General features: G+C 68.8%; 18 protein-coding genes. 9 read left to right on the top strand and 9 right to left on the bottom strand.

Annotated elements, in window-relative coordinates; all coding sequences use genetic code 11:
• Window positions 1-32: 32 nt before the first annotated feature.
• A complete protein-coding gene (locus ACFWPX_RS10945) occupies window positions 33-3,017 on the bottom strand; it encodes a UPF0182 family protein (RefSeq protein ID WP_378920467.1) in 2,985 nt (994 codons plus the stop codon).
• Between the two features lie 156 nt (window positions 3,018-3,173).
• Between ACFWPX_RS10945 and ACFWPX_RS10940 the strand changes: the two genes are divergently transcribed.
• Window positions 3,174-3,752, top strand: coding sequence for a PPA1309 family protein (locus ACFWPX_RS10940; RefSeq protein WP_266292347.1), 579 nt, complete (start codon window positions 3,174-3,176; stop codon window positions 3,750-3,752).
• A gap of 1 nt (window position 3,753) precedes the next feature.
• Here ACFWPX_RS10940 and ACFWPX_RS10935 read toward each other — a convergent pair whose 3' ends face one another.
• A complete protein-coding gene (locus ACFWPX_RS10935; protein WP_378927241.1) occupies window positions 3,754-4,779 on the bottom strand; it encodes a PDZ domain-containing protein in 1,026 nt (341 codons plus the stop codon).
• Between the two features lie 129 nt (window positions 4,780-4,908).
• Between ACFWPX_RS10935 and ACFWPX_RS10930 the strand changes: the two genes are divergently transcribed.
• The 3 genes from ACFWPX_RS10930 to ACFWPX_RS10920 all read left to right on the top strand — a co-directional run bounded on the left by ACFWPX_RS10930 (window position 4,909) and on the right by ACFWPX_RS10920 (window position 8,868).
• Complete coding sequence (locus ACFWPX_RS10930; RefSeq protein WP_378927239.1) at window positions 4,909-6,372, top strand: zinc-dependent metalloprotease; 1,464 nt, start codon at window positions 4,909-4,911, stop codon at window positions 6,370-6,372.
• Window positions 6,373-6,581: 209 nt separating this feature from the next.
• Window positions 6,582-7,457, top strand: coding sequence for a TOMM precursor leader peptide-binding protein (locus tag ACFWPX_RS10925; RefSeq protein ID WP_378927238.1), 876 nt, complete (start codon window positions 6,582-6,584; stop codon window positions 7,455-7,457).
• Between the two features lie 61 nt (window positions 7,458-7,518).
• The gene (locus tag ACFWPX_RS10920) at window positions 7,519-8,868 is read left to right on the top strand and encodes an ABC1 kinase family protein (protein WP_378927237.1); all 1,350 of its coding nucleotides are present in this window, start codon (window positions 7,519-7,521) and stop codon (window positions 8,866-8,868) included.
• Between the two features lie 90 nt (window positions 8,869-8,958).
• Here the strand turns inward: ACFWPX_RS10920 and ACFWPX_RS10915 are convergent, their stop codons facing one another.
• From ACFWPX_RS10915 to ACFWPX_RS10905, 3 genes are all read right to left on the bottom strand, one after another.
• Entirely contained in the window at window positions 8,959-9,282 is a 324-nt protein-coding gene (locus ACFWPX_RS10915; protein ID WP_101468522.1) for a WhiB family transcriptional regulator, read from the bottom strand.
• 137 nt (window positions 9,283-9,419) lie between these two features.
• Window positions 9,420-9,725 (bottom strand): hypothetical protein, encoded by a 306-nt coding sequence (locus ACFWPX_RS10910; protein WP_378920479.1) that lies wholly within the window; start codon window positions 9,723-9,725, stop codon window positions 9,420-9,422.
• Window positions 9,726-9,835: 110 nt separating this feature from the next.
• Window positions 9,836-11,992, bottom strand: a complete 2,157-nt coding sequence (locus tag ACFWPX_RS10905) for an ATP-dependent DNA helicase UvrD2 (protein ID WP_378927236.1) — start codon at window positions 11,990-11,992, stop codon at window positions 9,836-9,838.
• 105 nt (window positions 11,993-12,097) lie between these two features.
• Here ACFWPX_RS10905 and ACFWPX_RS10900 point away from each other — a divergent pair, with 105 nt between their 5' ends.
• On the top strand, window positions 12,098-12,331 hold the full coding sequence (locus ACFWPX_RS10900; protein WP_143876199.1) for a mycoredoxin: 234 nt from the start codon (window positions 12,098-12,100) through the stop codon (window positions 12,329-12,331).
• Window positions 12,332-12,340: 9 nt separating this feature from the next.
• On the opposite strand, the gene nudC is transcribed toward ACFWPX_RS10900, so the two are convergent.
• The 4 genes from nudC to ACFWPX_RS10880 all read right to left on the bottom strand — a co-directional run bounded on the left by nudC (window position 12,341) and on the right by ACFWPX_RS10880 (window position 21,986).
• Complete coding sequence (gene nudC, locus ACFWPX_RS10895; RefSeq protein WP_378927548.1) at window positions 12,341-13,234, bottom strand: NAD(+) diphosphatase; 894 nt, start codon at window positions 13,232-13,234, stop codon at window positions 12,341-12,343.
• A 26-nt stretch (window positions 13,235-13,260) separates the two neighbouring features.
• Window positions 13,261-14,316 carry a potassium channel family protein gene (locus ACFWPX_RS10890; RefSeq protein ID WP_378927235.1) on the bottom strand — a complete coding sequence of 352 codons (1,056 nt, stop codon included), beginning with the start codon at window positions 14,314-14,316 and terminating at the stop codon, window positions 13,261-13,263.
• 195 nt (window positions 14,317-14,511) lie between these two features.
• Window positions 14,512-18,105 (bottom strand): ATP-dependent helicase, encoded by a 3,594-nt coding sequence (locus ACFWPX_RS10885; RefSeq protein WP_378927234.1) that lies wholly within the window; start codon window positions 18,103-18,105, stop codon window positions 14,512-14,514.
• Entirely contained in the window at window positions 18,102-21,986 is a 3,885-nt protein-coding gene (locus ACFWPX_RS10880; RefSeq protein WP_378927547.1) for an ATP-dependent helicase, read from the bottom strand. The genes ACFWPX_RS10885 and ACFWPX_RS10880 overlap by 4 nt, the downstream gene beginning before the upstream one ends.
• A gap of 88 nt (window positions 21,987-22,074) precedes the next feature.
• Between ACFWPX_RS10880 and ACFWPX_RS10875 the strand changes: the two genes are divergently transcribed.
• The 4 genes from ACFWPX_RS10875 to ACFWPX_RS10860 all read left to right on the top strand — a co-directional run bounded on the left by ACFWPX_RS10875 (window position 22,075) and on the right by ACFWPX_RS10860 (window position 25,440).
• Window positions 22,075-22,863 (top strand): alpha/beta fold hydrolase, encoded by a 789-nt coding sequence (locus tag ACFWPX_RS10875; RefSeq protein WP_378927233.1) that lies wholly within the window; start codon window positions 22,075-22,077, stop codon window positions 22,861-22,863.
• Window positions 22,864-22,867: 4 nt separating this feature from the next.
• Window positions 22,868-23,158, top strand: a complete 291-nt coding sequence (locus ACFWPX_RS10870; protein ID WP_378920489.1) for an MGMT family protein — start codon at window positions 22,868-22,870, stop codon at window positions 23,156-23,158.
• A gap of 85 nt (window positions 23,159-23,243) precedes the next feature.
• Window positions 23,244-24,983, top strand: coding sequence for an NTP transferase domain-containing protein (locus ACFWPX_RS10865; protein ID WP_378927232.1), 1,740 nt, complete (start codon window positions 23,244-23,246; stop codon window positions 24,981-24,983).
• A 298-nt stretch (window positions 24,984-25,281) separates the two neighbouring features.
• On the top strand, window positions 25,282-25,440 hold the full coding sequence (locus ACFWPX_RS10860) for a hypothetical protein (protein ID WP_378920493.1): 159 nt from the start codon (window positions 25,282-25,284) through the stop codon (window positions 25,438-25,440).
• Window positions 25,441-25,555 lie beyond the last annotated feature (115 nt).

Below are 25,555 nucleotides of genomic sequence, written 5' to 3'. Positions count from 1 at the left end.
ATCGCGACGGGGCCTTTCTTGCGTGCCGGTGGTTACCGGCCTGCGGCGTCCTGGTACGCCTTCATCGCGACGTCCAGTTCTTCGAGCGCCTTACCGTAATCGGTGAAGTTGCCGGTCCGCATCGCCGTGCGCACCGCCTCGATCTTGCGGCTGACCTCGGCGGCCGCGGCCTCCTGGGTCGGCGAACTCGCGGGCGGTGTGGTCCCCGGCTGCGGTGTCGTCCCGCCGACAGGCGGCGTGACGGTGCCCTGGTCGACCGGTGGGGTCGCTCCCGGCTTCGGCTTCACCGCCGGATCGCCACCGAACGGTGTCGCCAGCGAACCCGCACCCGGCATCACCTGATTCAGTGCCCCGGCCAATGTCGAGTCGTACCCGACCTTCACGCTGCCCGCCGCGTCGCGATAGCTCACCAGCACGCGAAGCAACTGCGGGAAGGTCGACGAACCGGTGTTGCGTTCGTTGTAGAACGGTTCGACGTAGAGGATGCCGCCGTCGGCCACCGGCAGCGTGAGCAGGTTGCCGTAGCGGATCTTGTTCGAGTTCGACAGCAGGGTTTTCTCTCGGGACACCGCGTCGGCGGTGGTCATCGAGTTCTGTGTCTGCTGCGGGCCCTGCGTCTGGGAATCGGTGGGCAGCTGCAACACGGTGAACTTGCCGTACCCGTCGGGGTCGGAGCGCACCGAGATGTAGGCCGACAGGAACTGCCGGTTGTAGCCGACCATCGCCGAGGTCAGGTTGAAGACCGGCTTGGTGGTCTTCGGATCGCCCAGCAGCACGTAGTACGGCGGCTGGTTGAACGTGCCGCCCTCGATCGTCGGGTCACTCGGCACCGACCAGAACGCGTTGTTGGTGAAGAACTCGCGCGGGTTGTCCACGTGGTACTTCGTCAACATGTCGCGCTGGACCTTGAACAGGTCCTCCGGGTAGCGGAAGTGCGCGCGCAGCTCGGGGGAGATCTCGCTCTGCGGCTTCACCGCGTCCGGGAAAACCCCGCGCCAGGCCTTGAGGACCGGGTCGACGGTGTCGGTCTCGTACAGGGTGACGGTGCCGTCGTAGGCGTCGACGGTGGCCTTCACCGAGTTACGGATGTAGCTGACCTCCTTGCGCGGGATCACGCGCCCGGTCTTCTTGTCGATGCTGTCCTCGACCGCGCCGTCGAGCGAGGTCGGCTGAGCGTAGGGGTACTTGTCCAGCGTGGTGTAGGCATCGACGATCCACTTGACGCGGCCGTCGATCACCGCCGGGTAGGCGTTGCCGTCGGTGGTGAGCCACGGTGCGACCTTCTGCACCCGATCACGCGGACCGCGGTTGAACAGGATCTTGGAGTCCTCGCTGATGGCGGAGGAGAACAAGATATTGCGCTCGGCGTACTTGGCCGCGAAAGCGAGCCGGTTGAACCAGTTCCCGATCGGCACGCCACCGCTGCCGTCGTAGGTGAACTGGGCCTCGTCGGAGTCGTATTCGCGCGGCGCCTGGCCCTCGGCGGTACCGACGATGGCGTAGTCGGGGTCGGTCTGGGAAATCAGCTCGCCGTAGTAGATGCGCGGCTGGTCGACCTTGATCTGCTGATCCTCGACCTTGGTGAACAGGTCACTGACCATGAACAGCGGATAACCCGAATCGCTGCCACCCGAGGCGCTCTGCGCCTCGGACTGCGGCTTGTTCACGCGGTTGGCGGGCGCGGCGACGAACCCGTTGCCGTGGGTGTAGACGGTGTGCTGGTTGATCCAGTCCTTCTGGTTGCCCGACAGGGCCTGGGGGTGCAGCTCACGGGCGGCGACGATGTAGTCCTGGAGGTCGCCGTTGAGGTTGTAGCGGTCGATGTCGAGCGACTCGGGGAAGCCGTAGAAGTTCTTGCGCTGCTGCAGCTGAGTGAAGGTGGGCGAGAGGATGTTCGGGTCGAGCAGGCGCGCGTTGCCGATGGTCGCCGCGTCGGCGGGTACCTCGAGCGGGCTCTTCGTGGAACTACCCCGGTAGTCCTGATACTCGACCTTGTCGTCGGTGATCCCGTACGCCTCGCGAGTCGCCATGATGTTGCGCTCGATGTAGGGGCTCTCCTTCTCGGCCGCGTTGGGGCGCACCGAGAACTGCTCGACCACCATCGGCCACACCGCACCGACCAGGATCGACGACAGCACCAGCAGCGCCGCCGCCATGGCGGGAACCCGCAGATCACGCAAGACGATCCCGGCGAAGAACGCCATCGCGCAGATCACCGCGATCGAGAGCAGGATCAGTTTGGCGGGCAGCACCGCGTTGATATCGGTGAACGACGGACCGCCGAAGGTCGGCTCCTTGCGTGTGCTCGACAGCAGGTCGTACCGGTCGAACCAGTACGCCACCGCCTTGAGCAGGACGAAGATTCCCGCGATCACCGCGAGCTGCACACGCGCGGCCCTGGTGAGAGTGCCTTCACGCCCGGCCAGCCGCAGGCCGCCGAACACATAGTGGGTCACCAGGTTCGCGAAGAACGCGATCACCACGGCGACGAACAGCCAGTTCAGCACCATCCGGTAGAACGGCAGATCGAAGGTGTAGAAACCGATGTCGAGTCCGAACTGCGGGTCCTGCTGACCGAACTCGCCACCGTGCAGGAACAGCTGCACGGTCGCCCAGTTCGACTGCGCGACCAGGCCCGACAGTACGCCGAGCAGCACCGGGATGCCGACGCCGAACAGCCGCAGCTTGCTCATCACGGTCGTGCGGTAGCGCGCGATCGGATCGTTGGGCCCGGCGACCGGCACGAAGACCGGACGCGACCGATAGGCCAGCAGCAGCGCCGCCCAGACCACGAGGCCGACGAGCAACGCGACGACCACGAACAGGATCAGCCGCGTGCGCAACACGCCGAGATACACACTGCGATAACCGACCTCACCGAACCACAACCAATTGGTATAGGCATCGGTGAAGCGGGGCCCGAGCAGCAGCAGCGCCGCGAGGACGACTGCTGTCACCAGCAGCACACGGCTGCGTCGGGACAACGAAGGTAAGCCGGTGGGGGGCCGCATGCCCACGGTGCCACTCTCCATGCTCCGGCGGTTCCACACCGTGATCGGCGCAGTCACCGCAGTCCGAATGTTGCGGGCGATCCGTTACCGGACCGTTGGCGCCCACTCTACGGAAATCGGACACCGTGTAAGCGTCTGGGCCGAAAATGATTGGATGTGCGGGTGACCGAAGACGAGCACGCCGAAGTTCTCCTCGCCCGCTGTGTGCGCGAGGTCGTCGAGTTCGCCGACGCCGAGGGCTGGGGAAACCCGCCGCAGATGTTCGCGTTGGTGCCGACCGCCGACCTGGCCGCGGCCGAACCCGACCTGCAGGACCAGCTCGACGACGGCAGCGAGCTGACCCCCGTTGCCCAGGAAGCCTTCCCCGACGACATCACCGGCGGGTCGATGGCGCTCGACGAGTTCCTGGCCACCACCACCTGGCCGCCCGCGGTCGAGGGCTGTGTGCTGGTGCAGGAGATCGTGGTGCTGCCGCCCGACGCCGAGAGCGATCTCGACGAGGCGCTGGTTCCGCTACTCGCCGACGACGAGGCCGCGGACGCGGCCGGGCGTGCCGCCGCGCACGCGCATCCGGGTCGCCGCGACGCGCGCCTCATCGCGGGCGTGCTGCGCCAGGGCGCCACCCTGTGCCTGCTGCAGATCCGCCCCGAGGACGACGACGGCTTCGGCGATCTCGACCTGCGCACCTACCCCAACCTGGCACCGGGCCTGGTCGAGGCCCTGCACCACACGCTGGAGTGAGCTACCCGCAGGTGATCGCCTCGCGGCCGGCGTTGATCTCGGCCAGCGACGCGATCGCGCTGTCGAGGGTGTCGACCTTCACCAATCGCAGGCCCTCGGGAGCCCGCTGAGCGGCTTCGTTGCAGTTGTCGGCGGGGACGAGGAACGTTTCCGCGCCTGCCTCGCGCGCGGCGATCATCTTGTACTGGATGCCACCGATCGGGCCCACCTTGCCGTCCTGGTCGATGGTGCCGGTGCCCGCGACGAACCTGCCGCCGTTGAGTTCGCCCGGCGAGAGCTTGTCGATCAGCGACAGACTGAACATCAGCCCGGCCGACGGCCCACCGATATCGGCGAGGTTGAACTCGACCTGCAGCGGCGGACGTCCACCTTCGCCAGGGGTGATGCCGAGGTAGCCCCGTGCGTCGTCGTCGGGACGGGGCGCCAGGGTGATCTGACTGGTCTGTTCGGCGTCGCCGCGGCGGTAGACCACGCTGATGGTCGTGCCGGGAGCCTTGGTGCCGACGATGTCGATCACGTCCTTGGGCGTGGTGATCGGGGTGCCGTCGATGCTGATCAGCTCGTCGCCGACTTCGAGCACGCCCTTGGCCGGGCCCTCTTCGCCGAGTCCGCGGACCAGCACGACGGTCGGCATCTTCAGGTAGTGCAGCGCGGCGACCTCGGCATCGCTCTCGGAATCCTTGAAGTCCTGCTGATTGGACTTGTCGACCTCCTCGCGCGACACACCGGGCGGGTACACCTCGGCGCGCGGCACGAGACCGTGCTCACCGCTGACCCAGAACCCGAACGCCTCGAACAGGTTCAGCCCGTCGCGCACCGACACGGTCGTCATATTGAGGTGCCCGCTCGTGGGATCCAATGGTGCGCCGGTGACATCGACCACCTGCTTGCCCTCGACCTGGCCGAGGGTGTCGAAGGTGGGGCCGGGGCCGAGTGCGACGAACGGCACGGTGACCACGCTGCCGGCCACGCCGAGCACGAGTACAGGGACGAGGGCGACGATCAGGGTGAGGATCCGACGATTCACTCGGACCACAGTAGTGATCAGCAACCGCGACCGACGGTAGTGGCACGCTTTTGCGGCGCGGCCGATGCCGCCGCGATTTCGCGATGCGCGAACACCGTGGGCCCCTGGGTCCCGCGTAACGTAAGAGGTATGAGCGATCTCCCCTTCGGCTTCTCGACCGGCGACGACGACGATTCCCGCAAGCGTCGCGACGAGGGCAACGGACCCGGCGGAAACGATCCGTTCGGGTTCGGAGCGGGCGGCGCAGGCGGCGCGGGCGGGTTCGATCCGTCGCAGCTGGGCCAGATGCTGAGCCAGCTCGGGCAGATGATCAGCGGCATGGGCCAGGGCATGGGTCCCGGCGGCGCGCAGTCCGGCCCGGTCAACTACGACGTCGCCAAGCGACTGGCCCGCCAGCAGCTCGGCTCCACCATCGCCCCCATCACCGCGGGCACCACCACCGCGGTGACCGACGCGGCGCACCTGGCCGAACTGTGGCTCGACGGCGCCACCGTGCTGCCCGCGGGCGCCACCAAGACGGTCGCGTGGACCCCGAACGACTGGATCGAAGAGACCTTGCCCACCTGGAAGCGCCTGTGCGATCCGGTGGCCGAGCAGATCTCGGGCATGTGGACCGCGCAGCTGCCCGAGGAAGCCAAGCAGTTCGCCGGACCGATGGTCGGCATGCTCGGCCAGATGGGCGGGCTGGCGTTCGGTTCCCAGCTCGGTCAGGCACTCGGCCAGCTGGCCAAGGAGGTGCTGACCTCCACCGATATCGGTCTGCCGCTGGGCCCGGCCGGTACCGCGGCGCTGCTGCCGACCGCGATCTCGGCGTTCAGCGAGGGGCTCGAACAGCCCGAGAGCGAGATCATGGTCTTCCTGGCGGCGCGTGAGACCGCCCACCAGCGGCTTTTCGCGCATGTGCCGTGGCTGCGTCAGCAGGTGCTCGGCGCCGTCGAGGACTACGCGCGCGGCATCAAGATGGACTTCTCCGCGATCGAGGAAGCCGCGCAGGGCATCGACCCGATGTCGCTGAGCGACCCGTCCAAGCTGGAGGAACTGCTCTCCCAGGGCACGTTCGAGCCGCAGACCACGCCCGAGCAGAAGCAGGCGCTCGAGCGCCTCGAGACCCTGCTGGCGCTGATCGAGGGCTGGGTCGATGTCGTGGTCACCGATGCGGTGGGTGAGCGCCTGCCGGGCGCGGGCGCGCTGTCGGAGACGCTGCGCCGCCGCCGGGCGACCGGTGGGCCCGCCGAGCAGACGTTCGCCACGCTCGTCGGACTGGAGTTGCGGCCGCGCAAGGTGCGTGAGGCTTCGGCGCTGTGGCGGCGGCTGACCACCGATGTCGGGATGGAGCGGCGCGACAAGGTGTGGGAACACCCCGATCTGCTGCCCGATTCCACCGACCTCGACTCACCTGCCGGTTTCATCGACTCCATTATCGGTGGCAGCACAGGCGCTTTCGACGATCCGCTGGCCCAGCTGGCCGAGACCGAGGCGCGCGAGCGCCACGCGGCCGATCTCGGCAAAGCCGAGACCGATGAGACCGATTCCGACGAAACCCCGCGTGACGAGGGCGATTCCGGGCTGGATTCCGGCACCGGCAAGTCCTGATCGGCACCGCCACCGAGGTCGGTGAGAAAATCTCCGATCTCGGTGGCGCAACACGGTTCCGCGGCTAACGTTCGCCGGAAAATGCGGCGACGACCCGCCGTGCAGCGCCTGTTCACAATTCGAGATCCACAGGCCGACACGCCGAAAGCCTGTGGATAACTACACTTTCGGCGCACGTTGGGCGCTCGCCGGGTACCGATACTTCTGGCATGACGACCACCTCCCCACTGCGCGGCCCGATGCTCCACCCGCGAGTGACCACCCTGGTTCGCCCGTCCGGCACGGTCCAACTCGGCTGGGACCCCGAACGCGCCCTGCTCCTGGAAACCACCGACCACGACACCGGTACCGTGCTCGCCTTCCTGCGCCTGCTCGACGGCTTGCGATCGCGGCCCCAGATCATCTGGCGTGCGGGTGAATTCGGTATCAGCCCCGACCGCACCATGGGCATGCTCGCCGCGATCGAGCGTGCGGGCCTGCTGCTCGAACCCGAACCCAAACTGGGCAAGATCCGCGGCATCACGGTGCACGGGCTCGGTCCGCTCTCGGATGCCGTGGCGATCGGATTGCGGCGCATGGGTTTTCGGCCGACCCGCTCGCGCGAGTACCGGCCCGGCACTGCGGTCGGCGCCGCCGCGGGCGATCTGGTGGTGCTCACCGACGCGTTGATGATCGATCCGGGACTGTCGGTGGATCTGGTGTTGCGCCGGGTACCGCACCTGCAGGTGCGAGTCCGCGACGGGGTCGGCGTGGTCGGCCCGCTCGTGCTGCCCGGCGAGACCAGCTGCCTGCGCTGTGCCGACCTGACCCGGGCCGGATTCGATACCGACTGGCCGCATCTGGCCGCCCAGCTCCTCGGCCGCACCGGACACGCCTCCCCGGCGGGCATCGCGGCGACGACCGCGCTGGCACTGCGCGAACTCGAGGCGATCGTCGCCTGCTCACCGCGGCGGGCACCGCGCACACTCGACGCCACCGTGGAATTGGACCTCGATACCCACGAGATCCAGCGCCGACCGTGGCTGCCGCATCAGGAATGCGGGTGCCGGAAGATGACCGCACGTACGCCGGAAACCTCCCGGTGACGGGCGCCGCATCGGCCGGTGTGAGCATTCCCATGGCACACACCCCGCGGGTTCAGCCATGATGGGTACCGTGTCCGAGATCGTGCGCCGCAGTTCCAGCCGCAATGCCAAGCTGGCCAAGATTCCCCTCGGCATCGCCGGACGAGCCGCTGTCGGGTTCGGCAAGAAGCTCGTCGGCGGTGACAAGAAGCAGATCAACGCGAACCTGAACCAGAAAGCCGCCGAGCAGTTGTTCACCGTGCTCGGTGAGCTCAAGGGCGGAGCGATGAAGTTCGGGCAGGCGCTGAGTGTGATGGAGGCCGCCGTCCCGGAGGAGTTCGGCGAGCACTATCGCGAAGCGCTGACCAAGCTGCAGGCCGCGGCACCGCCGATGCCTGCGGAGACCGTGCACCGTGTGCTCGACCAGCAGCTGGGCACCAAGTGGCGGGAACGATTCAAGTCCTTCGACGACGCCCCGGCCGCCTCGGCCAGCATCGGCCAGGTGCACCGTGCGGTGTGGTCCGACGGGCGCGCGGTGGCGGTGAAGGTGCAGTACCCCGGAGCCGACGACGCGCTGCGTGCCGACCTGAAAACGCTGTCCCGGATGACCGGACTGCTGTCGTCGGTGATCCCCGGTGCCGATGTGAAGCCGCTGCTCGCCGAGATCACCGAACGCACCGAGGAAGAACTCGACTACCGCATCGAGGCCGCCAACCAGCGCCGCTTCGCGGCCGCGTTCGAGGGGCACCCCACCATCACGGTCCCGAAGGTGGTGGCGGGCGCCCCGAAGGTGATCGTCACCGAGTGGCTCGACGGCACCCCGGTATCGGCGCTGATCAAGGCAGGCGCCGAGGATCCAGAGGGCACCCTGGCACAGCGCAACCGGATCGCCGAGCTGATGGGGACCTTCCACTTCAGCTCGCCCGAACTGGTCGGCCTGCTGCACGGCGACCCACACCCCGGCAATTTCCTGGTGCGCGCCGACGGCACCCTGGCCGTGCTCGACTTCGGCGCCTGCGCGCCGATGCCGGACGGCTTCCCGGACATTCTGGGCCGAATGCTGGCCCTCGCTGTCGCCGACGAGCACGCGGCACTCACCGAGCTGCTCTACGAGCACGGCTGGGTCATTCCGGGACGTGTGGTGACCCACGAGGAGATCGAGGCGTACCTGCGCCCGTTCAGCGACCCGATTCGCACCGACACGTTCCACTTCACCCGCACGTGGATGCAGCGGGTAGCGGGCAAGGCCTCCGAGTTCTCCAGCCCCGAGATGAAAACCGCTCGCGCCCTGCAACTTCCGGCCGAGTACCTCACCGTCTTCCGGGTGCTCGGTGGTTCGGTCGGCATCCTGGCCCAGCTCGACGCGGAACTCGGCTTCATGAACCTGGTTCGCACCTGGGTGCCGGGCTTCCGCGCCGAACAAGCCTCGTAGGCGTCGAACACACATCCCCCACAACGCAAAACGAACCGCTCACCATGACGAGGTGAGCGGTTCGCTTGCGGTACAACCCTTTTCCCGGGTTCATGCCATGATCGCGACCTTGCGCGGGCGACCGCGGGGGCGCTTGCGGGCGATCACGACACCCTGGTCGAAGATCTCACCGCCCCACACGCCCCACGGCTCGGCACGATCGATGGCCGCGGTCAGGCAGCCCTTGCGGATCGGGCAGGCCGCGCACAGTTCCTTGGCCTGCTCGAGATCTGTGGGGCTCTCGGCGAACCACAGATCGGGGTTTCCGCCCCTACAGGGCAGAGTCTTGGTGACCTCACGGACGCGAGGGGTCTGCGCCACGGTTCGGCATGTCACGTCAGTAGTGGCCGTCGGCCAGTCCTGGGCGGTGAACACGTCGTTCTCCTTCAGCTCGTTTGCAGCGGTCGAATGTTCGGTGTGCGAACCCGGTGCCTACGGCTGTGGAGCCGAAAAAATATGGCCACGGATTTCGCTTCTCGCGATCCGTGGCCAGGAGGTCTGGGAGGTGTTCCCTACCTAGTTCGACATCTCTGTCGAGACCTGATCACGGTCGCTGGGTGGACGCGAAGGCGGATTGCGCCGGTGAACTCCGGTGCGTAACCGGCTTCATCGGCGATTGCTGCCGGTGCCGAAACGGCGGTCGGCTGCCAACCCACGCTGGGCTTGTCCTGGAGGAGATGAATTGAAGCTTTGGCATCGCCGCCGGACAGGCCGGTCCCCTGCAGAGCGAGGACCCCCCGGGAGGCGGACATGACAAATGCGTTCACCAGGACGCGATTGCTCATCGCATCGAACGTGGTGTTCGTGTTCGTGTTCATGTGTCTGCCTCCCTCCTGAACTCGTGTGTGAACAATTACCGCGCACCGAGATCACTCTCGGTGCGTGCTCTCAACCATAGGCAATGATCGAGAACCTAACAACCTATTTTCTACCTGGGGTTTTGTGCCGTTGCCCGCAAACGTGACGCGACGATGGCGAGCACGTCGGCGCCGTACTGTTCGATCTTCTTCGCGCCGATCCCCGCGATGGCCGCCAGCGCGGCGTCGTCGGCGGGCAGCTGCTCGGCGATGGCGGTGAGGGTGGTGTCGGTGAACACCACGAAATCACGTCGCTGCAAGGCCTCGGCCTTCTCGGCTCGCCATTCCTTCAGCGCCTCGAGCAATTGCGGGTCGACTTCTCCCGGGCAGCGCCGGCAGCGGCCGAGCATGGTGGCGTAGGTGCCGATCAACGGCTTGAGGCAGACCCGGCACAGCGGACGTGGAGCATCGGCCTTGGCCGGGATTTCGACGGCGATCCGCGAGGCCGAAGAACTGTCCGGAATCAGCCCGTTGAGGAACCGCGACCGGGTCACCGGCCGGTAGTCCCCGCCCGCTTGCAGTCGCCGCTGGGTCCACGACAGGCTCAGATGTTCGCGGGCTCGCGTGACGCCGACGTAGAGCAGCCGGCGCTCCTCCTCCAGTCCCGCTTCGTCGACAGCCGCGTTCTTCCGGCCGAGCACGTGGAAGATCGGCAGCGTGCCGTCGGTGAGCCCGGCCAGGAACACCGCATCCCATTCCAGGCCCTTGGCCGCGTGCAGCGACGCCAGGGTGACGCCGTCGACGGTCGGCGGATGCTTGGCCTCGGCGCGGGTCGCGAGCTCGCGCAGCAGCGCTGTGAGATCCATCTCGTCGTCATGGCTGACCAGTTCCTCGGTGAGCTGCACCAGCGCCAGCAGCGAGGACCACCGTTCCTTCGCCTGCGCACCGGCGGGTTCCTCCGCGGTGAGCCCGACCGGTGCCAACGCGGCACGGACCAGCGTGATCAGCGACGAGCCACTGCGTGCCTCGTCGGGCAGGTCGTCGCGCGCGTCGACCTGCCGCAACACCGACACCGCCTGCCGCACCTCCTGACGGTGGAAGAACCCCTCGCCACCGCGCACCTGGAACGGAATCTCGCGCGCACCGAGTACTTGTTCGAACGGTTCCGACAGCGCGTTGGTCCGGTACAGCACCGCGATCTCGGCAGCCGGCGTCCCGGCGGCGATCAGTTTCTCGATCTGCACGGCGACGGCAACGGCCTCGGCCTGCGCGTCGGCGTACTCGGCGAATTCCGGTTCAGGACCTGCCGGCCGCTGGCCGATCAGCGCCAGGCGGGTGCCCGCGATGCGGCCGCGCGCGGCACCGATGACCTGATTGGCCAGCGACACCACCTGGGGTGTCGACCGGTAATCGCGTTCGAGCCGGACCACGGTGGCGTCGGGGAAGCGCCGGGAGAAGTCGAGCAGGTAGGACGGGGTGGCGCCTGTGAACGAGTAGATGGTCTGATTCGCGTCGCCGACGACGGTGAGGTCGTCGCGCTCGCCCAGCCACGCGTCGAGCACCCGCTGCTGCAGCGGCGTGACGTCCTGGTATTCGTCGACGACGAAACTGCGATAGCGACCACGGAACTCGTCGGCGACGGCCGGGTAGTCCTCGAGGGCGGCCGCGGTGTGCAGGAGCAGATCGTCGAAGTCGAGCAGCAGGCCGTCGGCGGAGGCTTTCGCGGATTCGTAGCCCTGGTACACCTCGGCGACCTTGGCCACGTCGACCGGCGCGTCGCGATGATGCCTGGCGGCAGCGGCCGGATAGTCCTCCGGCGCGATCAGGGAGGCCTTGGCCCATTCGATCTCGCTGAGCAGGTCGCGCACCATTTCGGTGGAGGCGCGCAGCCCCGCCCGTTGCGCGGCCTGCGAGACCACAGGGAACTTGCTGTCGAGCAATCGCCACGGCACATCACCCACCACCTGCGGCCAGAAATACCGCAGCTGCCGCAGCGCCGCGGCGTGGAAGGTACGCGCCTGCACCTGTCCGGCGTCGCCACCGAGCCCCATCGTGCGCAACCGATTGCGCATCTCCCCCGCCGCCCGTGCCGTGAAGGTCACCGCGAGCACCTGGTCGGCCTTCACATGCCCACCCGCGATCAGGTGCGCGATCCGATGCGTGATCGTCCTGGTCTTCCCGGTGCCCGCACCGGCGAGAACGCAGACCGGCCCCCGCGGTGCCCGCACCGCGGCGGCCTGTTCCGGGTCGAGGGCGGTGAGATCGAGTGCTGGCACGCGCACCATCATGACAGCGCCCCCCGACAACAAACCGCGACGCCCGCCGATCCGAGGAACACGACGCCACTTCGCGACGTTGCACATCGCGTGACTGAAGCAACCCCAGATCTGACGATGTACTCGACCACCTGGTGCGGCTACTGCCGACGCCTGCGGACCCAGCTCGACGAGGCGGGCATCACCTACTCGGTGATCGATATCGAGGACGATCCCGCTTCGGCCGAGTTCGTCGGCAGCGTCAACAACGGCAACCACGTCGTGCCGACGATCAAGTACCGCGACGGCTCCACCGCGACCAACCCGTCGCTGGCCGCGGTCAAGCAGGCATTGGCCGCCCAGCAGGCCTGATTCGCCGAGTCAGTCCGCCCAGGACTCGATGATCGATCGTGCGATCGAGATGGATCCGGGAACGAGCAGCCGTGCGCCGGGTTGCCGCGCCGACCAGTCGCCGACCCGCAAGGCGGCGCGGACCTCGTCGCGGGTGAACCAATGCGCTTCGGCGATCTCGCCATCGGAGAACACGAGTTCCTGGGCGGGGTCGCCGACCGCGGCGAAGCCGACCATCAGCGAGCGCGGGAACGGCCACGGCTGGCTGCCGAGGTAGTGGATTTCGCGCAGGTCGACGCCGACCTCCTCGCGGACCTCCCGTTCCACACAGTGCTCCAGCGATTCGCCCACCTCGACGAAGCCGGCCAGCAGCGAGAACATCGTCTCCGGCCAGCTCTGCTGACGGGCGAGCAGCACGCGATCGGCACCGTCGTGGACCAGGCAGATCACCGCGGGGTCGATCCGCGGGAATTCTTCCTCGCCCGCTGTGGTCAGCCGCGACCAACCGCCGCGCGCAGAGGTGGTCGCCGTGCCGTCGCCACCGTGAAACCCGGCCCGATCGTGCCAGTTGAGCAGTGCGTACGCGGTGGACAGCAGCTCCGCGGTGAAGTCGTCGACGGCGCCGAGCGTCCGCAGATCCTTCAGCGTCCCGTCGAGGTCGTGCGCCCGAACCGCCCAGAGGTGACTGCCATCGACGACACCGAGGAAAACCGCGCCTGCGCCTGGCTCCTCGGCCACCGAAACAGCCGCGTCGAAGACGATCTTGTCGCCCTCCACCCGCACTTTCCCGCGCGCGTCGATACGCAGAATCTTCGCTTTTCCCCACCCTTCGCGCAGGGCGCCGGGATCGAGGCGGGCGTGCTCGGCCCGGTCGATGGTGGAACGTGACAGCAGCGGAACGTTTTTCAGCCGGAACGACACGATGCCGAGCATAGTGGGCGCCGACGCGACTACTTTCCGGCGCGGCGGATGTAGAGCAGTTTGTCGCTCGCGTCGAGGGCGTCGACCTCGGGTTCACCGACCCGGATCAGCGCGCCGTTGCGCACCACCCCGAGCACGATGTCGCTGAGATGGCGCGGCGATCCGCCCACTTCGCCCGCCTCCACCTCGCGCTCGGCGACGGCGAAGCCCTGCTCTGGCGTGAGCAGGTCCTCCATCATCTCCACGACTGTCGGTGTGGTGGTGGCGATACCGAGCAGCCGACCCGCGGTCTCCGAGGACACCACCACCGAGTCGGCGCCGGACTGACGGACCAGGTGGGTGTTCTCCGCTTCACGGATGGCCACGGAGATCTTGGCCGTCTTGTTCAGTTCGCGGGCGGTGAGCGTCACCAGCACGGCAGTGTCATCGCGATTGGTGGCGACGACGACCGCGGAAGCACGCTGCACGCCGGTCAGCCGCAGCACATCGGATTTGGTCGCCGAACCGTGCACGGTGACCAGCCCCGCGGCGGCGGCTGCCTCGAGGGCGACGGGGTCGGTATCGACCACCACGATGTCGGACACCTGAATCCCGTCACCGACCATCGCATCGATCGCGGTCCGGCCCTTGGTGCCGTAGCCGACGACGACGGTGTGATTACGCACGGTGTGCCTCCATCGCTGAATCTTGAATGCCTGCCGCGACCGTTCGGTCAGCACGCCGAGAGTGGTACCGACCAACACGATGAGGAACAGGACGCGCAGTGGGGTGATGACGATGATGTTCACCAACCGTGCCGACGGGGTCACCGGGGCGATGTCGCCGTAGCCGGTGGTCGACAGCGACACCGTCGCGTAGTACATCGCGTCGAGGAACGACAGCTCGTCGCCGGTGTTGTCGCTGTAGCCGTGGCGGCCGACATAAACCACTGTCGCGGCGGTGAACAGCAGTGAGATCGCGAACAGCACGCGACGAGTGAGCGAAACCCACGGGCTGGACTGCGCCGCCGGGATCCGCAACAGACCGACCAGGGCGTAGTCGGGACTGCTACTCAACCCCACCGGGTTGCGCGTGTCACCGAACATGCTGCTCCTGTATTTTTTGGCGGCTGGCGCCGCGTGTTTTCGGCCTGTTAACCTTGATCTTCCCTCCCGGCGGGCACTCCTTCGTCGCACCCTCTGGTCAGTCCAGATCAAGGCGGCCGAAAACCGGCGGCTGCGCCGCCGCGTGACCGGCCTTGTGTACCTCGAGCTTTCCTCAGCGATCGCAAGACTATCGGCTCAGTCGGTCTCGCGTGGATCTGTGTCGGTGTTTTCCGGTGCGGCGTCGCGGATGAGGCGCTCCAGTTCGGCCGGTCCCGCGAGTTGCTCGGGGGCGATGGTGCGGCCGGAGCGGATGTAATGGAATGCGGCGCCGACGCGTTGGAGCATCCGGTCCTCGGTCTCGCCGGTGCGGGCGGCCATCAGGCGGGCCCAGGCGAGGCGGTAGACGGCCAGCTGCATGCCGACGGCGGGCTCGTCGGCGGGGCCGGGTTCGGCGCCGGTCTTCCAGTCGACCACGATCCAGCGGCCACCGGGTTCGGCGAACACGGCGTCCATGCGGCCACGAATCACCGTGCCCGCGATGCTGGTTTCGAACGGCACTTCCACATCGACAGGGTTGCGGTGCGCCCACGGTGAGCGGCGGAAGGCGGACTGCATGGCGGCGAGTTCCTGGTCGGCGCGGCCCATTTCGGTGGTGTTGTCGGCGGCACCGGGCAGTTCGTCGAGGCCGAGCAGCTGTTCGGTGCCGAACCAGGATTGCACCCAGGCGTGAAAGGCGGTGCCGCGCCGGGCCATCGGGTTCGGGGGGTACGGAAGTGGGCGGCGCAGCCGAGCGGCCAGCCGGGTCGGGTCGGCGCGTAGTTCCACCAGGGCGGTGGCGGGGAGCTGGCCCGGGAGTTCCACCTGTTGTTCGGCGAGTTCGGCCGAGGTGAATTCGGCGAGGAGCGCGTCGACATCGTTGACCCAGCCTTCGGGGTCGTCGTCCACGAGCTCCGCCGACTCGAGTTGATCGCCGGATGCGCTACCGGAAATCGTTGTGCCGCTTCGTAATGTGTCGAGAGCTTCGCGAACCAGCGCGGCGCCCTGTTCGATGGGATCGCGACGGTTGCCGAGCGGGTCACGCGGCCACTGGGCGGTCGGCGGGTTGTCGGCGAAGGGGTTGACGGCATCCGGTGGTGGCTTGTCGTCCCAGCGGGCGATGGTGGCGACGCCGTAGGCCGCACTGTCCGGATTCTCGTTCGCTTCCTTGAGTTCGAGCAGGAACTCCGACGGACCCTTCTGCGAGCTGCCCGTCTCGGGCCAGTAGTAGGCCGAAACCAGCAGCACCCGTTCGGTTCTGGTGAGCGCTACATAGAACAGGCGGCGTTCTTCGTCGAGTCGGCGGCTCTTGAGCGCGTCCTTGTGGTCGGCGATCGCGTGTTCGAGTTCGGAACGGTCCCCCACGGTGCTCAGGTCGAGCACGGGCACGCCCTCGGACGCGTCCGGCTGGGCGCGGTCGCCGCGCAGGGTGGTGGGCAGTTCGGTGAGTGCGCCGAGCCAGGTGCTCAACGCCGTTGTCGACGGGAACACGGTGGCGCTCACATGAGGCACGGCGACGACTTCCCACTCGAGGCCCTTGGCGGCGTGCACGGTGAGAATCTGCACGCGGTCGCGCGCGACTTCGACTTCGCCCGGCTCCAAACCGTTTTCGACCGATTCGGCCGCGGTGAAGAAAGCGAGCAGGCCGCTCAGCGATGCCCGGGAGTCGGCCGCGTACCCGGCGACCACCTCGGCGAAGGCGTCGAGATGCTCGCGCCCCGCACCGCCACCTGCGATAGCGCGCCTGGCCTGGGTTTCGACCCCGACGCCGATGGTGCGTTCGACATCGGCGACGAGTTCCACCAGCGGCTGCCCACTGCGCTCCCGCAGCGCGGCCAGCTCCTCGCTCAGAGCCGCGATCCGCGCGAACCCTGCCTCTGAATACTGTTCCACCGCACCGGGATCGGCGATGGCATCGGCGAGACCCGCCCGCTCGGTCGGCTCGGGTGCGACCTCACGCAGCGCCGTAGCGAGTCCGGCAGCATCGGTGATGGCGTCGCCTGCACCCGACACGCTGCTGATGGACAGCATCTGGGCACGCCGCGCCAGTGCGGCCAGATCCGTCACCCCGATCCGCCACCGGGCCCCGGTGAGAATCCGTACCGCCGCACTCCCGGTCCCCGGTTCGGCGATCAACCGCAGCGTGGCGACGATATCGGCGACCTCCGGCGTCGCCAGCAACCCACCGAGCCCGACGATCTCGACCGGCAACCCCTGTTCGCGCAACGCCTCGGCGAGTGGTGCCGCATCGGCATTGCGCCGAATGAGCACCGCCGAAGTAGGTGGCGGGCCTTCGTGCTCCCGCGCCGTCGCCCACTCGCGCGCGAACCGCTCGGCGATCCAGTCCCGCTCCTGCGCGATGGTTTCGGTCAGCGCGAACTCGACTACCCCCGCATGCGATTGCGGCTTGGCCCGCAACGCGTCCACCGTCGCCCCACCGGCCGCCCGCGCCACCATCCGCAACGGATCGGCCACCAGATTCGCCAACGCCAGCGCTTCGGGCGGATTCCGCCAGCTGGTCAACAGCGGCAGCACCGGCGCGGGAACTCCTGGCGCAGCGGGGAAGTCGGTGGCGAACCTCGGCAGGTTGGCCGCTGAAGCGCCACGCCAGCCGTAGATGGATTGCATCGGGTCACCCACCGCTGTCACCGCGAGTGCCTGCGAGGATCGGTTGCCCCCGCTTGTGGCGGCCTCCGCATGTCCGTCGTCGCGAACCTGCGGGAGTGCCGAATCCTGATCGTCCACCGCGAACAGGGTGTCGGCCTCGTGCGTCGAAGTCGGCTGCGCGTCACCCCGGATCCGAACCGGCTTCCTCGGCCGACCCTGTTGCACCGCTTCGGCATTGCCGAACAGGGCCGAAAGCAGCACACGCTGGGCGTGCCCGGTGTCCTGGTATTCGTCGAGCAGGACCAGCTTGAATCGAGCGCGTTCGGCGGCGGCGACTTCCGGGTGGTCGACGGCGAGCTGCGCGGCCAGCGACATCTGGGAGCCGAAATCCAGTGCGCCGCGCCGGTTCAGGGCTTCGGCGAGCTGGTGGACCAGTGGCAACAGGGCGACGCGCTCACGTTGCGCGGTCACCACGCCGACCAGCGCCTGACTCGGTCCGCCGCGTTGACGCGGACCGGCGGGCAGCGTGTAGACGAGTTTCTCCAGCTCGGCGTGCGCCTCGGCCAATTGCTCCGGTTCCACCAGGTGTTCGGCGAGCTGCCCGGACAGGGCGAGCACCGCCTCGGTCACCGAGACGGGGGTGCGGTCGGTGTCGAGATCACCGTCCCAGGACCGCACCACCTCGTGCGCGAGCTGCCACAGCTGGGTCTGGGTGAGCAGTGCCGCCGAGGGCTCCACCGGCAGCAGCAGCCCGTGCGCGGTGAGCAGCCTGCCCGCGTACGAGTGGTAGGTGCTGATCTCCGGCTCGGCCCCGGCGACGATCGTGCGCAACGCGCCGCTGGGGTCTATCTCGCGCAGTAGCGGCGCGCCCGCCAACCGTGCCAGCCGCGTACGGATACGAGAGGTCAGCTGCTGGGCGGCTTTCCGGGTGAAGGTCAGCCCGAGCACCTCGTCCGGGGCGACCAGCTGGTTGGCAACCATCCACACCACGCGCGCGGCCATCGTCTCGGTCTTCCCCGCGCCCGCACCCGCGACGACCAAGGTGGGCCCGGGTGGCGCGGCGATCACCGCCGCCTGCTCATCGGTCGGGGGTGGCAGGCCGAGCGCGTCGGCCAACCGCTGCGGGGTGACGCGCACGCCGCTCACTCGTCGGTCACCTGCCGTCCGGTGTCCTGCACCGGGCAACTGCCCGCGACCGGGCAATGCCTGCACCCGTCATTGCGCACCGCCAGATAACCGGGCCCGCGCGTCGCGTCGGCGGCATCGTGAATGGTGGTGCGCCACTGGTCGAGTCCGTCGCTGTCGAGTGCGCTCTGCGTCCGTTCGGCCGCACCGGTCTTGCGGTTCGATTTGGCGACATAGACCAGCCGCGCGCCACCGGGGTCGGCCACCGGGGCCGGCACGTCCGGCTCCTCCTCGTCCAGGGCGCCGTGAGCGGCCGCCACCTGATAGGTCGCCAGCTGTGCGTGGTCGGCCACCGCCTTCTCGCTGACCGGGGTCTTGCCCGTTTTCACGTCGACGATGACGAAGCGCCCCTGCGCATCGCGTTCGAGCCGATCGATGCGTCCCCGGATCCGCACCGCCCGTGCGCCTTCCGTGCGCGCGGGCAACACGCAGTCCACCGGCACCTCCACCCCGGCCTGGGTGAGCTCACCGCGGGTGGTGCGCACCCAGGCGAGGAAGGTCTCCAGCATCGTCTCGGTGCGGCGCAGCTCCTGTCGCGAATGCCAGCCGTCGGCCGGGTCGACCGTTTTCCACGCCTGGTCGAGCGCCGCCCGTACCTGCGCCTCGGGGACATCGCCCGCCAGCGCCTGCACGAGCGTGTGCACGAGGTTGCCCTTCACTGCGTGCGGGTTGTCGCCGTCGGTGCCGCCGTGCCGTTCCAGCGCCCACCGCAGCGGACAGGTGCGCAGCAGTTCGACCGTCGAGGGTGACAAGCCGATCGGCGAATCGTCGTCGTCCCAGAGTTCGCGCTGGGAGCTGAGTTCGGCGGTGCCGTACCAGTCGTCGGGGTCGGTCCCCGGAACTCCGGCGTCGGCGAGCCGCGCGAGCTGGCGTGCGGCCCGGTCGCGACGCTCGGGGTCGGCCCGGGGATCACACACCACCCCACGCAATTCGGCGACCAGCGCGTGCATCACCAGCGCACGCCCCGGATCGGCGACGGGCAACGCGCCGGGTTCGCCGCTGTCGTCGTCGCCGACGAGTTCGGTGAGAAACCGCGACGGCACCAGATCCTGGTCTCCCGCAGCGGATTCGACAGCCGTGACCAGCAAAGACCGCCGCGCCCGGCTGCACGCGACGAGCAGCAGCCTGCGTTCCTCGGCCAGGATCGGCGCGGCCCGGCTCACGGTCGCGCTCGGATCCACCCCGGCGACCAGGTCGACGAGATCCTCGGTGTGCAACAGCGTGCCCCGCGAGCGCGGGTTGGGCCAGATGCCCTCCTGCACGGCCGCCACCGCCACCACATCCCATTCCCGGCCCGCGGCGGCGTGCGCGCTGAGCAGCGTCACTGCCTCACCCTCGGCGGTCAGCGGCCGACCCTGCTGCGGAAGTTGCTGGTGCAGAAGGTATTCGACGAACCCGTCGATGCTCGCCTTCGGCAGCCGGTCGACGTAGGCGGCCGCGGCGTCGAATAATTCGACGGCCGCATCGAGGTCGCGATCGGCCTGCATGCCCGACGCGCCGCCGCGCCGTGACTGCCGGAACCAGCGCCGCTCCAGCCGCGAATTCGTCCACAATGTCCACAGCACGTCTTCGAGACCCTGCCCCCTGGCCTGGGTCTGTTTCGCCTTCGCCACCGCACGCAACACGCGACGCAGGGGCGCGGCTTCGACTTCGGTGAGCCCGTCGAGCAACCGCTCTTCACCGACGCCGACGATCAGGTCCCGCAGTACCTCGGCGGAGGATTGGTCGATCAGCGGCACGGCGGGCGCTTGCGGGCGGACGACTTCCACGACTGTGTTCGCCGCAGGCGGGTTCTCGACATCGAGAAGGTCGATATCGTCGGGCAGCCGCTCGGCGATATCCCAGTCCGGTTCGGGTTCCGGGCGCAGCGGATCATCCGGGTCCGGCGGCGGCAGCCAGTCGTCGTCGACCGGATCCGGTTCGGGCTCAGGCATTTCCGGCGCGGGCGCGGCTTCCTCCCACAGCAGGAACTGGTCGGCGCCATCGGCGAAGGGCTCGGCCAGCGCACCGGTGCGTTCCAGGTCGAGCACGCTGCGCCGTACCCCGCGACGCAATCGGCGCAGCGCGATCTGGTCTGCCCCGCCGAGCGGTCCGGACAGCAGATCCATCGCGTCGTCGGGTGAGAACATCGCATCGATCGCCCGTCGCGAACCCGGCCGCGACGAATCCCCCGCCAACAGCACCCGCAACGCGAGCACCATCCACGCCGCTCCTCGCCGCCGCGCCAACGGCTCGGCCACCGCGGGCCTGCGCACCGGCACCCCCGCCGCCAGCAGGGCTCGCCGCAACGGCGCCAGCGACAACGGCACCGACCGCACGATCACCGCCATCGCCGACCACGGCACACCGTCGGTGAGGTGCGCGCGGCGCAGATGGTCGGCGATCAGCGCCGCCTCCTTGGCGGGCGTCGACAGCACACGCACCCGCACACTCGACTCGTCGACGGGCGGCAGGTCCTCGGGCGGCACCCATGACTCCGACTCGTCATCCGGCGGCGGTTCATCGAGCGGCGGCAGATACTCCGGCCCTGGCCACACGTCTGATTCGTTCCCAGGCGGCACATCGTCGGATGTGGTTGCCCGGTGCGATAACTCGCCATGATGCGGACCCGCCGAATCTTGTCCGGCACGATCGGTTCGGTTTCCGGGTGCGAACAGATCGATGTCACCCGGAGCCGAATCCTCGCTCGCTACCGGCCGTCCCCAGGTTTCGGCGGGCTCGGGTGAGTCGCTCTCCTGTCCCGGTAGTACCCGGTGCCGTGCGCTGCCTGGCAACCTGGCCGCGATGCGCGCGTTCACCAATCGAATCGGCGCACCACTGCGATGGTTGTGCCGCAGGATGATTCGACGCTGAGCGACGGTGTCGAGGTCGGTGAGGAAGTGCGAATCCGCCCCGCGGAAGGTGAAGACCGCCTGATCCGGGTCGCCGGTGACCACGGTGCTCGCGCTGCCGCTGCCGATGGCGCGTACGAGCGTCGCGGCCTGCGGGTCGAGGTGCTGTGCGTCGTCGACGAGCAGGTAGCGGATCCGATCCCGTTCGGCGGCAAGCAGATTCCGGTCGCCTGCCAGCGCGTCGAGAGCCGCGCCGACCAGTTCCGCGGCATCGAGAGCGGGCGCGGTGGCCTCCGGCGCGGCGACGCCGACCGACCAGCGCAGCATCGACGCCTGCTCGTAGCGCTGGAGGAAGCGCCCGGCCGCGACCCACGCATCGTTGTCGTGCTCACGACCGAGTGACATCAGGTCCTCCGGCCCGAGTCCGCGCTCGGTAGCGCGCAACATCAGATCGCGCAGTTGCTCGGCGAACCCACCCAATGCCAGCGCGGGCTGCAATCGCGGCGGCCACAAGCCGCCTGCCCCGTCTTCGATGTCGGCGAGATCTCCCAGCAGCATCTCCCTGAGCACCGCGTCCTGCTCGGCGCCGGTGAGCAGCCGTGGCGGCGGATTACCGTGCAGTTCCGCGTGCCGGCGCAGCACCGAGAACGCGTAGGAGTGCAGCGTCCGCACCATCGGTTCCCGGCTCGCGCCCGGAATACCACCCGCGGCGGGCCCCAGCTGGTGGGTGATCGCATCGCGCAGCGCGGCGGCCGCGTGCTTGGTATGAGTGAGGACCAGCACCGATGCCGGGTCGGCGCCGTCGGCGATCCGCGCGGTCACCAGGTCGACCAGCAGCGCGGTCTTGCCCGTGCCCGGCCCACCCAGCACCTGCCACGGCCGCCACCCCGGCCGTGCCGGCGCGGGCTGGGCCTGCTCGTCGAACAGCGCGCGAACGGACGCACCCCAGGCCCGCGGCCGGGGCGCCCGCGTTGTCCGGCGCACGAGTCGCACCGAGCTATCCGATCGCACCACATCGGCTATTGCAACAGACCAGTCCGACACACCGGCGCACCCCTACCGGGGGGACACGCTGCGCGACCGGGCGCGACCGGCCAGAATGACAGTCGTGTCGTCGCTTCATGTGCACCGATTCGGCCCCGCCGACGGTCCCGTCGTCCTCGCCCTGCACGGTCTCACCGGCCATGGCAACCGGTGGGAAACCCTCGCCACCGAGCACCTGCCCCAGGCCAGGATCATCGCCCCCGACCTGCGCGGACACGGCCGCTCCACCTCGCTGCCGCCGTGGGATTTCGACACGATCGTCGACGATCTCGCGCAGCTGCTGCGCGCCGAGACCGACGGCCCGGTCGTCGTGGTCGGCCACTCCTTCGGCGGCGCGACCGGCATCCATCTGGCCCGGCAGCACCCCGACCTCGTGCGCGCGCTGGTCCTGCTCGATCCCGCCATCGGCATCGACGCGAAACTGATCGAGCAGGTCGCCGCGGCCAACCTCGCCTCACCCGATTACACCGACCTAGCCGAAGCCCGCTCCGACAAGCAGGTCAGTGCGTGGGGACCCGACGAAGTAGCGCCCGAGATCCTGGAGCGGGAGTTGGCCGAGCACCTCGTGCCGACCGAGGGTGGCCGGGTCGGCTGGCACATCTTCCAGCCCGCGATCACCTCGTACTGGGGTCAGCTGGCGCGACCGTTCGTGTTGCCGCCCGCCGACCTGCCGACGGTGCTGGTTCGCGCCGCCAAGGTGGAGCCGCCGTATGTCACCGCGGAGTTCCTGGCCGCCCTCACGGCCCACCTCGACAACTTCACCGCCGAGGTCTGGGACTGCGACCACATGGTCGCCCAGGCCCGCCCCGCCGAGACCGCCGCGCTGATCGCCACGGTCCTGTAGCCCGATGGCCGTGACGACGGAGGAACAGGTGGAGAAGGTTCGCGAACTCGTCGCCGCGATCCCGCCCGGCCGCGTCTCGACCTACGGCGATATCGCCGCCGCGGCCGGGCTGTCCTCGGCTCGCACCGTCGGCTGGATCATGCGCACCGATTCCGCGGACCTGCCATGGCACCGCGTCATCGGCGCCAGCGGCCGCCCCGCGGCGCACCTCGCCACCCGCCAGCTGCGGCTGCTCACCGAAGAAGGCGTGCCGATCGTCGACGGCCGTGTCGTCCTGCGCACGGCGCGACTCTGAGCGGCGCTCGGTCGCGCGGCTCGAGCACGGGCAGTACGCCTACTAGCATGGCTTTCGTGCCGATTACCCGATCCAGGATCAGCCGATGACCGCCGCCGATGCCATCGTGCTCGCGGGCGGGCGAGCCAGCCGGATGGGCGGGGTCGACAAGCCGGCGATCGTGATCGGTGGTCGGTCGATGCTCGACGCGGCCCTGGACTCGGTGCGCGACTGCGCCGAGGTCGTCGTTGTCGGGCCGCATCGTCAGCTCGATCCCCGGTTCGGGCAGGTTCGTGAGGTGCCGCCGGGTTCCGGCCCGGTCGCGGCGATCGGCACCGGCCTCACCGCGCTCGATTCCGCCGCGCCCTGGGTGGTCGTGCTCGCGGCCGACATGCCGTTCCTCACCGATGCCACCGTCCACGAACTGCTGCGCAGCGCAACCGAATCCACCGCTGATGCCGTTTTCGCGATCGATGCCTCCGGTCGCCCGCAGTATCTGGTCGGCGCTTGGCGGCGCAGCGCGCTGATGACCGCGTTGGCCGGCCTGGATTCGCTGGTGAACCAGCCGATGAAGGCCATCGTGCCCGCCGAGACCATCCTGGTCGAGCTACCGGATATCGCTGACTGCGATACCGAGGAAGAGGTCCGCCGCGCCCGCGAATCCTTGGCCACCGACCGCGCGTCGGCCCGCCTCGACCTCACCGAAGCGCGCGAACGGATCGGCACCGGCCTGACTCCCCTGGTCGCCTACGAGGCCGCGCTGAGCGAAGTACCCGGTGCCGCTCTGGCCGCGCCGATCACCGCCGCGGGCCCACTGCCCCGCTTCGACGTCTCGGCCATGGATGGTTACGCCGTCTGTGGCGACGGCCCGTGGCAGCTACGTCGCGACGTCGGATTCGCGGGCGGCGCGCGGCCGGAGGGTCTGCGTCCCGGCGAAGCGGTACGTATCGCCACCGGCGCCCACGTCCCCGACGGCACCACCTCGGTCCTGCGCGACGAGTTCGCCACCATCACCGGGGACGAACTGACCCGCCTGCCCGACACCCCGATCCGCGGCGATGTCCGAAAGAGCGGCGAGGACAGGAAGATCGGCGATCTCGTCGCACCGGCGGGCACGCCGGTCACCGTCGCCCTGCGCTCGGCCGCGGCCTCGGTCGAGGTCACCACCGGTGCGGTCCGCGGACCGGTTCGTGCTCGAATTGTCATGACCGGCGACGAGATTCGCAGCACCGGCCCCCTCCAGACCGGCCAGACCCGTGACTCGATCGGCCCCGTCCTGCCAGATCTACTCGCAGGCTGCGGGGTTCGCGTCATCGACCGCGTCCACCTGCGCGACACCGCGCACGGCTTCGACGACATGCTCACCGACACATCCGATTTCGATCTACTCGTCGTGGTCGGTGCCACCGGCGGCGGCGCGGCCGACCAGCTCCGCACCGCCATCGCCCGGGCCGAAGCCCGCATCCTGGTCCCCCGACTCGCCTTGCGCCCCGGCGGTTCCACCATCGTCGCCGAACTCCCCACCGGACCGACCATCCTCGGTCTCCCCGGCAACCCCTTCGCCGCGATCGCGGTCCTGCTCGCCCTGACCCCGGCGATCGTCGCCGCCCGCACCGGCTCCCCCCTCCCCAGAAGAATCCTCGGCCCCCTCCACAACGCCGCCGAGATCACCGCCCCGGTCCAACGCATCACCCCCGCCCGCTACGCCCCCGACGGCGGCTGGCTCGGCGACCCCACAGTCCGCACCGCCCATCTGGCCGGCCTGATAGACCGCGACGGCCTGGTCATCGTCCCCCCGGATGCCACCGACGGATCAACCGTCGAGTTCCTCCCACTCCCCTCCTGACCGAACTCTTGCCGGGGCTCGTGAATATGACCGAGATCGAATACCCCGTTCTCGCCACAATTCTCGAGTAGGCACAGAATGGCGGGGTCCGGATTATCCGGACCGATGGATCGGAGGCACTGACACGCCGCATTCACGCCGGTAGGAAACCTATTTTGGCCTCAGGTCTACCCTCGCGCCGTATTGGTGCTTATTGTTGGACGAGTCAGGCGTGGGACGCCCCGCACGCGAGGTGGATTGCGTCGGACAGTGCGTTGAAGGCTTTTATCCTTTATCCCTCGGAAAGGACCGTGTGGAGATGGCTGACAAGTCTAAAAAAGCACCGAAGAAGATGCCCAAGCAGATGCCGCGCCAGCAGCAGGAGCAGCGGCAGGAGCAGGGGCAGGACTCGCAAGGGATGACGCGAGCAGGCCAGGACGATCGGCGTGATCAGCAGCGCCGCCCCGGCCATCACTGAAATACGTGTGTCGTGGGGGGGGGGGGGGGGCGGGCCGGCGCCCGGGGGCCCCCCGCCGCGCCGCCCCCCCGCTGGGGTGGTGTGTATGATAAGCACACACACCACACAGACAACA

It is taken from the genome of Nocardia sp. NPDC058518 (assembly GCF_042719655.1).
Lineage (GTDB): Bacteria > Actinomycetota > Actinomycetes > Mycobacteriales > Mycobacteriaceae > Nocardia.
The sequence above is the reverse complement of the archived record's forward strand: the minus strand, read 5'-3'. Positions and strand labels throughout refer to the sequence as shown.

Bases quoted from the DNA above. Each gene is read 5' to 3' on its own strand.
- ACFWPX_RS10930 (WP_378927239.1), top strand. From the start codon at position 4,909: ATGAGCGATCTCCCCTTCGGCTTCTCGACCGGCGACGACGACGATTCC.
- ACFWPX_RS10925 (WP_378927238.1), top strand. From the start codon at position 6,582: ATGACGACCACCTCCCCACTGCGCGGCCCGATGCTCCACCCGCGAGTG.
- ACFWPX_RS10920 (WP_378927237.1), top strand. From the start codon at position 7,519: ATGGGTACCGTGTCCGAGATCGTGCGCCGCAGTTCCAGCCGCAATGCC.
- ACFWPX_RS10910 (WP_378920479.1), bottom strand. From the start codon at position 9,725: ATGAACACGAACACGAACACCACGTTCGATGCGATGAGCAATCGCGTC.
- ACFWPX_RS10905 (WP_378927236.1), bottom strand. From the start codon at position 11,992: ATGATGGTGCGCGTGCCAGCACTCGATCTCACCGCCCTCGACCCGGAA.
- ACFWPX_RS10900 (WP_143876199.1), top strand. From the start codon at position 12,098: ATGTACTCGACCACCTGGTGCGGCTACTGCCGACGCCTGCGGACCCAG.
- ACFWPX_RS10890 (WP_378927235.1), bottom strand. From the start codon at position 14,316: ATGTTCGGTGACACGCGCAACCCGGTGGGGTTGAGTAGCAGTCCCGAC.
- ACFWPX_RS10875 (WP_378927233.1), top strand. From the start codon at position 22,075: ATGACAGTCGTGTCGTCGCTTCATGTGCACCGATTCGGCCCCGCCGAC.
- ACFWPX_RS10870 (WP_378920489.1), top strand. From the start codon at position 22,868: ATGGCCGTGACGACGGAGGAACAGGTGGAGAAGGTTCGCGAACTCGTC.
- ACFWPX_RS10865 (WP_378927232.1), top strand. From the start codon at position 23,244: ATGACCGCCGCCGATGCCATCGTGCTCGCGGGCGGGCGAGCCAGCCGG.
- ACFWPX_RS10860 (WP_378920493.1), top strand. From the start codon at position 25,282: ATGGCTGACAAGTCTAAAAAAGCACCGAAGAAGATGCCCAAGCAGATG.